Genomic DNA, 15110 nt, shown 5'->3' with positions numbered 1-15110 from the left:
CATTTAGGGTGCACTTTAACATCTTTATTCACTTATTTCCTAGAAGCTATTCATACGCTCGTTAATGTTTTTGTTAAAATTCATTACGGAATGTTCATATTCAGAATTCATATATTTAGAAGTCAATAAGAAATCGGCGGTTGATTGATTGTTGGCAATCGGAATATCGTATACCACAGCAATACGAAGTAATGCTTTTACATCTGGATCATGTGGTTGAGATTCTAGCGGGTCCCAAAAGAAAATAATAAAATCAATTTTTCCTTCTACTACTCTAGAACCGATTTGTTGGTCACCGCCTAAAGGGCCACTGTTATAGCCTTTTACATTTAGACCTGTTCTTTCAGATAATAATCTTGCTGTTGTTCCTGTACCACAAAGAACGTGATCTTTTAAAATTTCTTTATTCTTGTTAACCCATTCCAAAAGCTGTTGCTTTTTGCTATCATGTGCAATTAAAGCAATATGCTTTTTGCTTGGAAGTGTAAAGGTTATGTAATCATCTTGAATTACCATATGAATCCCCCTATTCGCTTTCTTTTTCTCGAAAGTTTGTTCTGATTTTATTTTACCACTTATCCTTAAAAAAAGATAGTATAAGATTACCTAAAACCACTTTTTATGCTTAAAACAAATAATACATACAATTACAATTAAAATACTGATTCCTATAACCATAGGATACCCAAAGTTCCAAGTAAATTCGGGCATTTTCAAATTCATTCCATACCAACCTACCAATAATGTTAGAGGTAAGAAAATTGCAGTTACCACAGTAAATGTTTTCATCAGGCTGTTTTGTTCAATATCAATTTGCGCTTGATACGCTTCTCTCACTTGTGTGACATAATCTCGAAGATTTAATACATGAGCAAACAAGCGATCAATACGGCCATCTAATATACGAAAATAGCGAAGATGTTCTTCTGAAATTATATCATTTTCATTATCCACTAAGCCTTCGAAAATTTTATTTAATTGCTCGTAATATCGTTTTAATCGAAGCAATAATCGGCGATAGCCTAATATATCAGCTGTACATTCTTTTTTATGAGAGGTTAGTAAATTATCTTCTGTATCGGTTATCAGCTCTTCTAATTCTTCTAAATAATCAGTATCTCCATTAATTAAAGCAATGAAAAAGCTATACAAGGTTTTTTCATCCGATGTTTCCTCTTTTACCATTGCTTTCACTTTATTCAAACATTCCTCGTTTTCACACAGAAAGAATAGGTCATCATCTGTAAAATAGATAATAACCTGTATCGGTTCTTGGGTAATATTAAGAATATCATACCAATAAAAAGAGAGTAAATATCCATTCAGATGACATTCAAATTTATCAATTTGTTTATTTTTAATGTTTCGAATAATATGGTCTTCAATATATGGGGATAACTCATCAACTTGATCTGCCAGTATAATTTTATACATCTATTTCACCTTTTTCTTTATCGATATGGTAAATTTTATTATACTATATTTTTCATTGCTTTTCACTGCCATTTGAATAATTTTCTAATATCGTGATCATTATTGATTATTGTTTTGTGCTTCTATTCTTTCGGATAAATCATTCAAATACACCCATCGCTCCATTTTTTCAGCTAACTTTTGTTCTAGCTCCTCTTTTTGATGCAATAACTCTTGAAGCAAAGTATAATTACTGGCTTCTTTTACAATATCAGCTTCAGCTTGCTCAATTTGTGCTTCTAAATCAGCGATAACAACATCAATTGTATCATATTCACGTTGCTCATTATAAGAAAACTTAAGCTTAGTAGATTTTCTACGACTATCGTCCTGCTCTTTTGCTACTGGTTTTTCTTTTTCGCCTTTTACTTGGCTCAGCTTTATTTTTTCTATATAGTCAGAATATCCCCCTACATAAGGGACAATTTCGCCATTATCCGTAAATGCAAAAATATAATCGGCAACCTTATCTAGAAAATAGCGGTCATGTGATACTACAATTACCGCACCATTAAAATTGTCTAAATAATCTTCAAGAATGGTAAGCGTTTGTGTGTCTAAATCATTGGTTGGCTCGTCAAATAAAAGTACATTTGGTGCCTCCATCAAAATACCAAGCAAATAAAGTCTACGTTTTTCACCGCCGGACAATCTATTAACTGTTGAATATTGCAAGTTAGATGAAAATAAGAACCGCTCGAGCATTTGTGAAGCCGAAAATGTTCCTTCCGGTGTGATAACTTCTGAAGAAATATTACTAATATAATCAATTACCCGCTCGGTTGGGTTCAATTCTTCACATTCTTGCGAGAAATATCCGATTTTAACAGTTTGTCCAATATCAACTGTTCCTGAATCAGGAGTAATATACCCTTGAATTATTTTTAGCAAAGTGGATTTTCCGCAGCCATTCTCACCAACGATACCAATACGGTCGTTACGAAGTAAGTTATAAGAAAAATTGTTTATTAGCACTTTTTCCTCATAGCTTTTCGTTACATTTTCTAAAGATATTATCTTTTTTCCAAGCCTTGTACTAATAGAACTCATTTGCAATTGCTCTTGGTCTAAATTTACTTCTTGCTGGCTCATTTCAGCAAAACGATTCACACGAAATTGTTGTTTTGTTCCACGTGCTTTAGGTCCTTGTTGTATCCATGCAAGCTCTTTTCTTAAAAAGCTTTGACGTTTGCGCTCACTTGCAACCAACATAGTTTCTCGTTCTATCTTTAATTCTAAAAACTTACTGTAATTTCCTTGATAAGAATATAAATTACCATTTTGCAATTCTATAATTTTATTTGTAACTCTATCAAGAAAGTAACGGTCATGGGTTACCATTAACAAAGCACCATTATATTTAGAAAGATAAGTTTCCAACCAATCCACTGTGTTGTTATCAATATGGTTCGTTGGCTCATCTAATATTAAAACGTCAACAGGTGTAACTAATGCACTTGCAATAGAAAGGCGCTTTTTTTGTCCACCTGAAAGAATATCAACAGGCTCATCAAAATCAGTCAATCCAAGCTTTGTTAGTATTGCTTTACACTCATATTCTTTAGATTCTCTTTGCTGCAATGCAATTCCTTTCATCGCTTGTTGTAATACAGTTAGCCCTGATTTAAACTCTGGGTTTTGCGGTAAGTAGCCGACTCTTACCCCGCTTGCTTTGGTAATTACACCACTATCGGGAGTTTCTATTCCAGCAATTATTTTCAACAAGGTAGATTTTCCTGTACCATTTACTCCGATTAAGCCTATTTTGTCGCCTTCATTGATACCTAAAACAACATCTTCTAGCAATGCTTTATCTGTATATTTTTTACTTATTTTTTCTGCTGTCAATAGTAGCACGATTTCATCCTCAATTTCTAATGTGTAATACTAACTTAACTTATATTTCGTTTTTTTGCTCTAATCTTTTTACAAATCCGCCTCGATACTCAATTATATAGCCAACACCAAACTGTTCACTTGCATATAATACTTCCGTCGCCTCTGCAATAATTGTATCATCTGAAGCATCATCATCCGTTTTACGTGCGCTTGCAATCATTTTTGCATAGTATTCCTCTTGTGTCATATCAAGCTCTACCGTTTTCATTGTAGTAGTTCCCTTTAATGACTCAATTCCAATAAGACTTCTTGCACATCCGCAACCGCCATCTAAGTCAATATCACTGCAACATAAAGGACCAAATCTAACAATTTCATCTTCATTCGCATTACAAAAATCACTAGCTCTTTGTCCTTGTGTTTCTTTTGTTGCTACCATACATTTTATCATAACCGTTAACACTCCTTATTTTTTCTTACATTTTATTATCATTATAATATATCATCAGTAAAAACAATATATATTTTTAAAAATATGTTTGGCAAAACCAACGTTGCCAAACCACACAAACATATTATATTCTTTACAATCATTATATCATAAAAAGTCTGTTTGCACGTAAGTGAAAACAGTTTCCCGTGATAAAATGTTCTCGTTTTGATCAAAATCTTTGATTTTGGGTACCATAGAGGTTATTATATCATATCGTTATCAAAAATGCATTAAGGTATTCATTGGCTAAGCTTTTAAGCCATGCAAGGAAGATATTTTATATTATTTTTTCGGGTTAAAGCTGTTCGGACTTCTAAGGGCGTGGGCTAGTGCAGCAGCTTGCTTAGTTGATAATGCTTTGGGTTCCACTCCATAATAATGATTAGCTGCTTCTTTTAATCCAACGCAGTTTTGGCCAAAATATGTAACATTACAATATAACTCTAAAATTTCATCTTTGGTAAGCAGCCGCTCTAGGTCGAATGCAACAAATAGTTCTGCGACTTTCCTATCCATTTTCTTCTCAAAAGAAAAATACAAATTTTTGGCCAGCTGTTGCGTTATAGTGCTTCCTCCTTGTAAAAAAGATTGTGATTTTATATTGTTATAAAACGCTCGAACTGTTGCAATTGGGTCAATACCAATATGGTAATAGAATCTTTTATCTTCCGATTGTACAACTGCTTTTAAATACTCATCAGAAATGTCATCTAATTTTATATAGCTATCATCATTCCTTACCTTTGTTATTACTTCATTCAAACTTACTGATGTAATTGCTTTTTTATACATATGGTATCCATCACATATAATTGGTGTTATACATATTGCAATAACTACAATAGCCGCTAATAATACTATTGAAATGAAGTATGATATTTTCTTTCTCATAAAAATCCTCCTATAATAAGACCGGTTTCATTCTCTCTTTTTCAAGCAAAATATAAAAGAACATTTATGTTATCTTTCATTTACTATATAGTAATTATAACAACTGTAGTTTAGAATAACCATTGCTTAATATTACGCAACACTAACAATTTTGTAAGATTAATATGAACACATCAGATTTGCACAAAATATTGCAATGTTTAAGATTATTATGGGAAAGGGGTAGAAATATGATTTCCACCCCCTTTTTTATTATTGTGATTTGACTTGTTTCCCTTCATGATCCAAATAATAATTTTCCTTATAAATAAGGTCTTCTACCAATACAAATTCATATCCTTGTTTTCTTAACGTCGGTAATAATGTAGTTAGTGCTTGGGTTGTGTTTTCAATATCATTGTGAAACAATAAGATGCTGCCAGGCTTTACCCCTTTTAAAATACGTTCGTTCATTTTTTCTGGTGTTGGTCTTTTCCAATCGACGCTATCAACATTCCATTGAATCACCTTATGTTTTAAATCTGTTTCAAAAACACTTAGCATTGTATTACTGTATTCTCCATATGGTGCACGATATAAGGTTGGCTTCTTTCCTGTAATATTTTCTATTATTTTATCACACTCTGTTGTATCCTTAATTAACCGTTCCTTCTCAATATTTTTTACATGAGGATGCTTATTGGAATGATTTTGAATAGAATGTCCTGCTTTGCTAAGCATTTTTACGTCATTGGGATGTCGTTCGCAAAAATCACCTGTTACAAAAAAAGTAGCTTTCGCATTAGCTGTTGAAAGTAAATCTAATATTTCTTGTGTATTACTATTCTCCCAAGCACAATCAAAAGTTAAGGCTATTTTTTTATCTTTTGTATCTACATAATAGATTGGCAGTTTTTTATCGATATTGCCATTGGTTTGCACTATAATTGTTTTACAAAATACTACTGAAACAAAAATTATCATTACTAATACAATTCCATAAAACAATGTTTTGCTCGTTCTTCTTGTAACTACGTGACTCTTCATATGCATCCCCCTACAGTTTTATTATTATAGGTATATGCAATTACTGTAATTTTTATATTTTAATCTATTGTTGGAATTATATATTTACGGCTCCTAGAACTTATATTTTTAATATCATTAGAAAAGATACCTATCTCAAAATATCATAATGTAATCTCAAACACAAAAAGAATGGAAGAAATTTAATCTTCCATCCTTTTTGTGTTTAGGATTTCATAAAAGATAATCTATTTATTCGAAGTTGCCTTTAATCCATTCAATTCCAGAACCTGTTTTACGATAATGAATAGCTAATGTATCCATCTGAGTCCATACTCCCGGAGAAGTTTCTTTTGTTAAAACGATAACTAAATTAGCCCAATTATTATCACCAACAGCGCCTGTACTGGATAATGCTGAAAATGGGATGGCCATTTCAATTCTTCCGGAATTAGTTTCCCATTGTGGAGCTATAATGTTAGCTACATTTGCTTGTTGTATCCAAGTATTATTAGAAACAGAATATTTTTTATAATCACTATTTTGGTTACTTCGAGTTAACATATAGCTCATATTATGAGTAAAACCGTTTCCATAAATTCCGGTATTCGTTGAATTTGCTGTACTTGCAAAATCTTCAGAATATACTTGAACAGCAAACTTATCTGATGACTGATAGCCTGGTAAATTTCTGCCTACTGTATCAATACGACAATATAAATTATCTGAATCATTTGCTAGATAAACACGCTCCATGTCATAATTTTTATCAGACAAAGCAGCATCTCCTGTGCGGTCAACGTAGTATGGAATATTACTCCATTGTTCCCAATCACCCGCACAACCATTAACTATCGTAATATTTTTATTTGCACCAGCATTCGCTTGTGGTGAAAATACCCGCATATCAAATTGATTTTCATATGCTAATGCGGTCATAAGATACGCTGCACCAGTAATTGGCTCACACATTGTACTAACGAGTGGTTTCAAAGTTATATTTGAACAACATTCGCCCTGTGGCATATATCCTTTTGCTGTGCGACTTACAAACCATTTCAATCTTTCGTAAGCATTTGCTTTGTAAGATTGATAGCCAGATTGAATTTCATACATTGCAACCCACATAGCCATTTGTGGCCAAGATGGTTCATCTTCTAAAGCTTCATTTCCGCCTGGATCCCAAGGCATACGATGATAGAAACCATCATTTTCATAACGAGCAATTCCATAGGTGTCATGCGCCAAAGCTGCTAATGTTTTATCAATATGTGATTTTGCTCTAGATGATGTAGCATCTATTACGCCATAAGGAATTAAAACATTGGATGATGAATCGTGAATGGTGTTTGCATTTCCATTCAAAGATACCGCACGATTAAAATATTGCTCGGCAACATTCCAAAGTCCTTTTGGATAAGCCGTATCATCTCGTTGAATTGCAGTGCGCATTGCAGATGCTCCGCCATTATACATGTCAGCTATATCTTGTCGTCCCATAGCTGATGCCATATATTGTGCAGCATCCAATCCTGCAACATAAAGTGCCTGAGTAAAGGAATTAAACTCTGATTGCTCCTCCCATATACTACAGTCAGCAGGACCGAATCCAGCAGAAGTAATGTTATTAAGGACATAATCAGCACTTAATTTATAGGAAGGCCATATTTTATTTAAAAATTCTGCTTTTTCATTTGTAGGTAAAAACTCATAATGTTTATATGCGCCAACTAGGAACATTCCAATAGAGTCATATTCAGGCTCTACAAATGATATAGGGCTATTATCCCAAATAGAGTAACAAGTCCAAAATGTACCAGGCTTTTTCCATGAGCCTTCATCCGTTTTAATTTGTCGATCTGCTAACCAAGTCCAATAGTTTCCCGCTTCCTTTAAATGGCCAGTTGCATCAAGAGACATTGCCGTCACAGCAGAATCTCTTGCCCATACTTTGTATGAATAAGCAGATGGATTGGTTGTAGCTGGACAAGCAGCAAACTTTGATTTTGTAGTGCCATTGATAGTAATATCGCCAGGAACAGTTGATTGTTTTGTTGTAACGAGAATATTGTTGTATGCATCATTTAAAGACTTTTCTTCATAATTAGTATGTTTACCACTATTTAGCCAATCATGATATTTTGATGCTGTATACTGCATCCAATATGCTCCATCATGTGCTATTGCCTCGTTAATGGTTGCATTGATAGCTGAATTATCTTTAGCAATCGCTACATAGAAATAAACACTTTGCGTTGAACCAGCTGGCAAAGATAATTCTTTTGCATATGCAGTTGAAATGTCTGCACATGTAACAGAGCTATTATTCTGTATAGTACCATTATTATTAAATGTATGCCAAGGAGAACAGGCTTGGTTATTAAGATTAGAAATCGTATCATTTGCCACTTGATATGAAAAACTACCTGTTGCATCTAATATACCATGAGCTAAATAAGGTTGTTGTGAATTGCTCATATTTATAATAGTAGTTTTAGTAATAGGATTGTAGTTTGCACTAATATTCTGACTAGTCATTTTATTGTTAGGATGTAACATATCCAATACTTTTACAGCCTTTTGAGAGGTGGAAGGATTTGTAAAATCATATTTAACTATTATGAAATTCTTTTCTGGGACAAATGCGAAGTTACGTGTCATTTTTACCGGCAAACTGTTATTATCATATGTGTTATATTCGTTTACCAATATTCCATCGCCATTAAAATATCCGCTAGATGCGAATTTTGTTCCTGTAGTATAAGCAACACTAGATGCTTGATCCCTTAAGAAGGACGAATAATTCTTTATATTATTGACATTATAATTTGAATTCACATTACCATCAAAATAGCGCAGCTCATATAAGCCAGGTCCGCTACCATTTAGTGGTGTATTTTGATTAGTAAATGTATCTTGCCAAATTGCTACTGTATCCTTCCAGTTGTTTAGATACAGACTTCTCGCACTTTCCTCTTTTACATTAAGTAGCATATGATCCAGATTGATAGGGCCAGTTTGATATTGATCATATAAAACAACAATGGTATGTGGGCCTTTTGTTAATGCTACTCCAAGTTCTGCATATCCCCATGTATCCCAATTAGCTAAACTTTTAAAATACGCTTTATTAATAAATTTTCCATCAACTAAAATAGCTCTTGTTGCTTCACCACCAGAGGCATTTGCATATCGAAATTTAAGAGAATAATCAGCATCCTTTAATGCGTTTACTGTAAATGTAACAGTATCATAATTTTCACCAAAGCAATCTACAAAGCCTGTTCCTGTATAACCTGAATGATTTGTATTAACAGCCACTCCAGATTTAACAGCACTTTCAGCTTCATAAATAGATAGAGAAGGTGATTGAATATTTCTCTTGAGATAAATCATATCCCAATATTCTAGTTTTGGAACTGTAAAGGATACATATGTTCCTTTATCATCTACACCGGTTGTAAATGTAAGTTCTTGACTAATACATTGATTATAATCAGGTGATGCAACGTATACATTAGAAATATTTGCATTTGGTCCTACATAATACTTCACTGCCATATTATTTTTCATAACAGGCGTATTCGTTGCATTACGCCATTCCGTATCGTTTTCACCAGTTAGGTTAATTAGATGTAATATTTGATAATCGTCTTTTTGCCGATTGATATACCAAATTTTATTACTTTCTCCACTGCCCGTTACTTGCTCACCGGATATTGAAATATTTTGTAATCCACCATCAGAATAGTTAATATCAGCATCATACAACAAATTTTCGTATGCAGTAATAAAGTCATATTGCTTCGACATAGCATCTCTTAATGATTTACGCATTGACTTTCCATTTGAAGGATAGTATTCATGTGACAACATATTAGCATGAGTTTTTCCGGTTCCAAGCTCAATATGAGATGCACCACTTGCAGCAAAAGTTGCATTTGCTAACCTTACAGAATTTTCATCAAATGTTCCAAGTGTTAGGCTATCTAAGTTAATAGCGCCAATATTGTTTGAATCATATGCAATTTTTATTGTATGTGTTCCTACACTTAAATAGCTTGCAATAGAAGCATCATGTGCCCAGCTATCCCATGAAGGAAGGTTTTTACAATCTACACGTCCGATTAAAGAGCCATCAACATATATATTTCTGTTAGCAGTTGAACCAATTGAGTTTGCATAACGAAATACAAAGGAATAATTGCCTGCTTCTTGAATAGTAATCGGAAATGAAACAGAATCGCCTATTGTATCAAAGCTATCAACAAATCCTGTTCCGGTATAGCCAGTATGATTTGTTGCAATATTTGTATTATAGCGTATAGCATTTTCCGCTTCATATTTAAGACCACAATTGTCTTTGTAGTTCATATAAGCTGCTAATACCAACGCTTTACCATCAGTCTTTTCACGAACCTGTTCAATATAATTCTTCATGTCATTGTAGCTGTTTGATTTCCACCATATTTCACTAAAGCTAAAATCTGTATTGGCATTAGCTGCAACATCATTCAACGCCCATCCATTAACTGTCCCATCAACAATATTAAATGTTACGGCATTTTTTTGAGAATTATTTTTTGTTAAATGACTTTTTGAAGCATTTACCAAATCGGAGAAAGTATCCTCAAGATAAACAGGTCTGCCTAAATAATCATACACATTATTTCGTTGACCCATTTGGTCCATTTGCAGCCCATCAAAACCAGCTGTGTTAATTGCATCCGCATACTCCTGAACCATCTTATTTTGCCACAATCTATCTTTAGGATTAAAAAGTTTAAGATACGTTTGACCATTTCCAAAATCTACATTTAATTGGTTTGCATGGCTTTTATCTGAATAAAGCCCCTGTGCTGGATTAATTCCATACTGTTCATATCCTTCACGAGCAGCATATGACATTACATAAGCCATCGCCTTTGCGTTGTTGGAATGAACAGAAGAAATATTATTTAAAATTGTTTGCCATGATATTGTTCTGTTAAACAAATCGTTCCATGTTGGTGATACAACACCGTTCTGACGCTTAATAAGAGTTTCATGGCGCCACATCCAGTCATAGAATTGAAACGCATTAATATGATAGTCTTTTGTCAGTTCAGATATCATAGCATCGCTTTGGGCTTGTGTTTGGCCCTGAGGGAAATCAGCAATATAACCGTATCTTGGGAAACGGCTAACATTACTGGAGCAATCAATTGCTGTTGTAGAAAAATCATCAGCTGAGCTGGAAGCCTTAACTAAATAGCCGGTAAAATCATTGGTTGGCAATTGCCATGTGAATGTAATTGATTTTGATTGGTTTGCGGCTATACTAGTTGACTGTGTCAAGGTTTGAACCAGATTATTAAGATGGGTAATCTCTAATGTAATTACTCCATTCCAAGATGTAGTAGTAGCATTAACAAGGTCAACACTAATAACTGCATTACTTCCCGGCTCATATCTTGCCTTATCAGTACTAACATTATTTATGACTTTAACGTTTGTGGTTGCTATACTAGATGTAGGCACTGATTTTCCATCTAAGGCTAATGCAGAAACGGTTGTGCTTGATAAAAACAATGAGAGTATCAAGCTAAAGGATAATACTAATGCACAAGTTTTTTTACACATAATAATACCTCCTATAAAATTTTGACCGCTCTTAAAATCATTATTTGGTTATCACTCTTCTTTCTTATTCGATGTATTTACGCTTTTATAATATTCCGTCGGTGTCATCCCTACATATTTTTTAAATTGCTTTGTAAAATAATAACGATCATCAATACCTACTAAATATCCGATCTCACTGAATGTCAAATTTGTAGTTGCAATCAATTCTTTTGCATGGTTAATACGAAGAATATTTAAATAATGAAAAATGGTGTTTCCAGTAATATCCGAAAAAACTCTATTAATATAATCAAAATTGACCTCAAATGTTTTTTCAATTAAGCTACTGCTTACTTTTTCATAATAATTATTATTTAAATATTTTAAAATTTTCTCTACCACTACTGCTGATTTTTTTATATGAGTAGAAATTTGATTTGCATTATGTTGTATTAAGTTTGCATGTGCAACTTGAAGCAAAAACAAATGCAACAAAGTCGATGAAGCTCGTTTGTAATGTTCTTCTCGATGATTATAAATATCAATTGATTCTTTTAAAATTGTTCGAAATTCTTGATTTTGTATGGAAAACAGCTTTGGAATATATGTAATTGAATCAGTAACATTTCCACTATCAAGATTGTAACTTGCAAGTGATGTGATTCTTTTATCGGCTAACTCATTCATTGCAAAGCGTTCTTTATCATCTGCTAAAGGAATGAAAGATATATTTTGAAAATGAACATAGTAATAATTGCAAGAAGCTGCTTTATATCCAAAATGAGGCTTGTTGGGCTCTAGTATGAATAAATCGCCGGGCTTTAGATGATATTGTATTCCTTTTTCCTCAATGTACATATCGCCTTCCTTAATCAAATACATAATATATTCATCAATAACTCGGCTAAAATGTACCCATTGACCCGGATATTTAATTTGTCCTATCATGCGAACTTCAGGAAGAATTTCTGTATCATATGAAAACAACATGATTATTTCCTTTCTGTTGTTAAATAACTTTAGTACTTTCATACAAAAATATTAACCCCATTTGTTATAATATCAAAAGCTCACTTCTTATATTACATATTTTGCAATTTCACCATTCAGTTATTTCGGTTGTATATGTTTTAATTTTATTGAATTAACTCGATCCAAACAGTATCCCATATTTCAAGGTTGGGTACTTTGATAAAAACATATTGACCGTTATTTTGTGTTTCTTTACGGTACTCAAGAATTTGAGCTGTTCCTCCTTGAAAATCGGGAGATGCAACATAAATATTACTAAATCTATGGTTAATCAATAGCTTAATTTCAATATCTTGTACTGAATTAGGACGTTGTAATTTAGGCTCGTTCCACTGCTGAGTAATACCCGATAAATTTATAAGATGAATTACCAAACGCTCTTCATATTCTCTTATAATTGTCCACACAGTATCAGCTTGTGCATTAGAAGAAAAACGAATATCCTCTTTTGCATGAAATAATATATCTTCGTTAATTCCGTTAGCGGCAGTCATTGAAATATCCACAGCGGAATTATATTCAAGCAAAGGAGAGTAACGAACAGCAAAATCACAATAGTTTCGCACAACCGAAAGAAAACTATCTCTAATAACGGCATAATTAGCATAGTAACTGTCACACAATATACCTTTATTTTCACCAAAAACTAACTGACGTCCACCTGAAGCGTTAATAACAGCAAATGTAAGCAGCAATGAGGTTTCCGCAGCAGTTATACTTTCATTGGTTTCTGCTCCTAAAAAAGGCTTCATATATGCAGCCAAAACAACTGGCTTTTGCGCTATTTGTTTTGCTTCGCGAATCAAACGATATAATTCAAAATAAGTATCATGTGGAGGCCACACTTCAATATAGACTGCATCTTGGTTTGTTGGTGCTACCTCTTCAATCGGCCAATTATTAACTGCATTAAAAATGACTCCTGCTTCACAGTCAATTTCTTTCACAGCACAAGCAGAGCGTTCAATTAAGCTCGGAAAGGTTTTTTCGAGTGCTACTGCTGAGCCATTATTATCAAGAACATGCTTAGGAAAGCCATAAGTATCCATATGAATACCCTGAAACCCTAATTCACTTATACTATTTTCATATTGCTCCACAATATAATTGCTCCAAGGACAATTTTCAGAGGTATTCATAAAATAGAGCCAGTCTGCAAATTTCATCGGTACACCATCAATAGTATATAATGCCCACTCGGGATGTTGATTATATAATTCTTGTGTAGCCGCATAAATTGCTCCATATGCAAATGGACGAATACCATATTTTTTACATGCAAGTATTTTAGTTCTTATAGTCGAAAGAGATGTCTCTCGTCCCATTGGATCATTGTATAACTCGACTTTGGATACTAAATTATCATGACGATACATCCAATCATAAAACTGAATAGCATTAAGATGCAATTTATTTGCAAAAAGAATATCTTCTTCTCCACAATCGCTTTGTTTAAAATCAGAAATAAATCCATATCGTACATCCTGTCTTCGATCTTTGGTAATATCAAATGCAGTTGACAAAATGGTATCTCCCCATGATATCTCAACCCCGTAATATCCTGCTGGAAGCTGAGAAAAAGAAGCTGTTAAAATTTCTGCATCTTTTTGACTACTCGTTTGATTCCAAATAGGCTCTGCCGGAAAAATATCTGCAAGTCTAAAAAGGCATATATTAGGTAATGTCTTTATTTGTATTGGTCGAATCATTTTCAAAGTAACAACTTCTCCAACTATATACTGCGCTTTTTCAGGCCAACAGTCTGTTGTTATTTGTTTATTATGTTGTACCATTAATATGACCATTCCTTTCGATTCAACTAGGAAACTTGAGCAGCAAAATAAGATAAGCCACTCAAAAATTCTATATCATAGACTAATAAAAATCTGATTATTCTTTTATGGAGCCTTCTATTAGCCCGCCTACCACCATTTTTTTCTGAGCAAAAATAAACAAAATAACAATTGGAATTAGCGTAATAATTGAAGCCGCAAATACCCATTCCCACCGAGTTGCATGTTGTCCATTCAGTCTTTGCAGCAGCAAAGGCAGTGTAATCATTTTCTCTTTTGCTCCAACTAAAACCTTTGCAGTAAAATATTCCTCCCATATTCCTTGTATTGCAAAAATTGTCATCGTTCCAAGCGCCGGTTTTGATAGTGGAAGTATTATTTTGAAAAATATTGTAGGATGTCCACCACCATCCATAATAACTGATTCACCAAGTGCATCAGGTAAGGAACGGAAAAAATTTCTAAGAAAGAAAGTATGCCCGCAGATACCAGTTGCCACATAAATTAGTATAAGTCCTACTCTCGTTCCAACTAACCCTTCTTCAAATCCCGGTAATCTTATATTTCTTAAAGTAACGAATTGAGGAATTATATTTAAAAATGCCGGCATCATCAAAGTGAATATGTATATTTTAAATATCATTTCTCTGCCCGGAAAATTTATTTTAGCGAATCCATACGCTGAAAGTGTTGAAATAAAAACAGCAAATATTACAGTAACTATTGTATTTATCACACTGTTCATTACAGCTGTAGTGAAAATTGGAATATTTAAAATATGTTGATATGCAGAAAAATCCAACTTAGTAGGGAACAATTTTGGAGGATAAGGTAGTACAAAGCTAAACTTTTCAAATGAATTTGTAATCATAAATAAAAACGGAACAGAAAATATAATTAGTCCTGTCAGTAATAATAACCAAATGATCAACTGACTTATTCTTGACGCTGCTTTTCTGCTTGTATTCTTTGCATTCATA

Annotated in this window: 10 protein-coding genes; all 10 read right to left on the bottom strand. The window is 33.4% G+C overall.

The window, feature by feature from the left end:
* Positions 1-39 precede the first annotated feature (39 nt).
* The gene (locus RBG61_RS11015) at positions 40-516 is read right to left on the bottom strand and encodes a methylglyoxal synthase (protein ID WP_307943419.1); all 477 of its coding nucleotides are present in this window, start codon (positions 514-516) and stop codon (positions 40-42) included.
* 90 nt (positions 517-606) lie between these two features.
* Positions 607-1434, bottom strand: coding sequence for a CorA family divalent cation transporter (locus tag RBG61_RS11010; protein ID WP_307943417.1), 828 nt, complete (start codon positions 1432-1434; stop codon positions 607-609).
* 99 nt (positions 1435-1533) lie between these two features.
* Positions 1534-3330 carry an ABC-F family ATP-binding cassette domain-containing protein gene (locus tag RBG61_RS11005; protein ID WP_307943415.1) on the bottom strand — a complete coding sequence of 599 codons (1797 nt, stop codon included), beginning with the start codon at positions 3328-3330 and terminating at the stop codon, positions 1534-1536.
* A gap of 40 nt (positions 3331-3370) precedes the next feature.
* Complete coding sequence (locus RBG61_RS11000) at positions 3371-3763, bottom strand: DUF7715 family protein (RefSeq protein ID WP_307943414.1); 393 nt, start codon at positions 3761-3763, stop codon at positions 3371-3373.
* 324 nt (positions 3764-4087) lie between these two features.
* The gene (locus RBG61_RS10995) at positions 4088-4696 is read right to left on the bottom strand and encodes a biosynthetic peptidoglycan transglycosylase (protein WP_307943412.1); all 609 of its coding nucleotides are present in this window, start codon (positions 4694-4696) and stop codon (positions 4088-4090) included.
* Positions 4697-4948: 252 nt separating this feature from the next.
* Positions 4949-5722: a polysaccharide deacetylase family protein gene (locus RBG61_RS10990; RefSeq protein ID WP_307943410.1), complete on the bottom strand. Its 774-nt coding sequence runs from the start codon at positions 5720-5722 to the stop codon at positions 4949-4951.
* A gap of 231 nt (positions 5723-5953) precedes the next feature.
* A complete protein-coding gene (locus RBG61_RS10985) occupies positions 5954-11323 on the bottom strand; it encodes a glycoside hydrolase family 66 protein (RefSeq protein ID WP_307943408.1) in 5370 nt (1789 codons plus the stop codon).
* 51 nt (positions 11324-11374) lie between these two features.
* The gene (locus tag RBG61_RS10980; protein WP_307943407.1) at positions 11375-12337 is read right to left on the bottom strand and encodes an AraC family transcriptional regulator; all 963 of its coding nucleotides are present in this window, start codon (positions 12335-12337) and stop codon (positions 11375-11377) included.
* A gap of 104 nt (positions 12338-12441) precedes the next feature.
* Complete coding sequence (locus tag RBG61_RS10975; RefSeq protein ID WP_307943405.1) at positions 12442-14130, bottom strand: glycoside hydrolase family 66 protein; 1689 nt, start codon at positions 14128-14130, stop codon at positions 12442-12444.
* Positions 14131-14227: 97 nt separating this feature from the next.
* A complete protein-coding gene (locus tag RBG61_RS10970) occupies positions 14228-15109 on the bottom strand; it encodes a carbohydrate ABC transporter permease (protein ID WP_307943403.1) in 882 nt (293 codons plus the stop codon).
* Position 15110 lies beyond the last annotated feature (1 nt).

It is taken from the genome of Paludicola sp. MB14-C6, from assembly GCF_030908625.1.
GTDB lineage: Bacteria > Bacillota > Clostridia > Oscillospirales > Ruminococcaceae > Paludihabitans.
This window is presented reverse-complemented; position numbering and strand designations above follow the sequence as displayed.

Coding starts and splice junctions, on each gene's coding strand:
- RBG61_RS11000 (WP_307943414.1), bottom strand. CDS start 3,763: ATGATAAAATGTATGGTAGCAACAAAAGAAACACAAGGACAAAGAGCT.
- RBG61_RS10970 (WP_307943403.1), bottom strand. CDS start 15,109: ATGAATGCAAAGAATACAAGCAGAAAAGCAGCGTCAAGAATAAGTCAG.
- RBG61_RS10975 (WP_307943405.1), bottom strand. CDS start 14,130: ATGGTACAACATAATAAACAAATAACAACAGACTGTTGGCCTGAAAAA.
- RBG61_RS10985 (WP_307943408.1), bottom strand. CDS start 11,323: ATGTGTAAAAAAACTTGTGCATTAGTATTATCCTTTAGCTTGATACTC.
- RBG61_RS11015 (WP_307943419.1), bottom strand. CDS start 516: ATGGTAATTCAAGATGATTACATAACCTTTACACTTCCAAGCAAAAAG.
- RBG61_RS10990 (WP_307943410.1), bottom strand. CDS start 5,722: ATGAAGAGTCACGTAGTTACAAGAAGAACGAGCAAAACATTGTTTTAT.
- RBG61_RS10995 (WP_307943412.1), bottom strand. CDS start 4,696: ATGAGAAAGAAAATATCATACTTCATTTCAATAGTATTATTAGCGGCT.
- RBG61_RS10980 (WP_307943407.1), bottom strand. CDS start 12,337: ATGAAAGTACTAAAGTTATTTAACAACAGAAAGGAAATAATCATGTTG.
- RBG61_RS11010 (WP_307943417.1), bottom strand. CDS start 1,434: ATGTATAAAATTATACTGGCAGATCAAGTTGATGAGTTATCCCCATAT.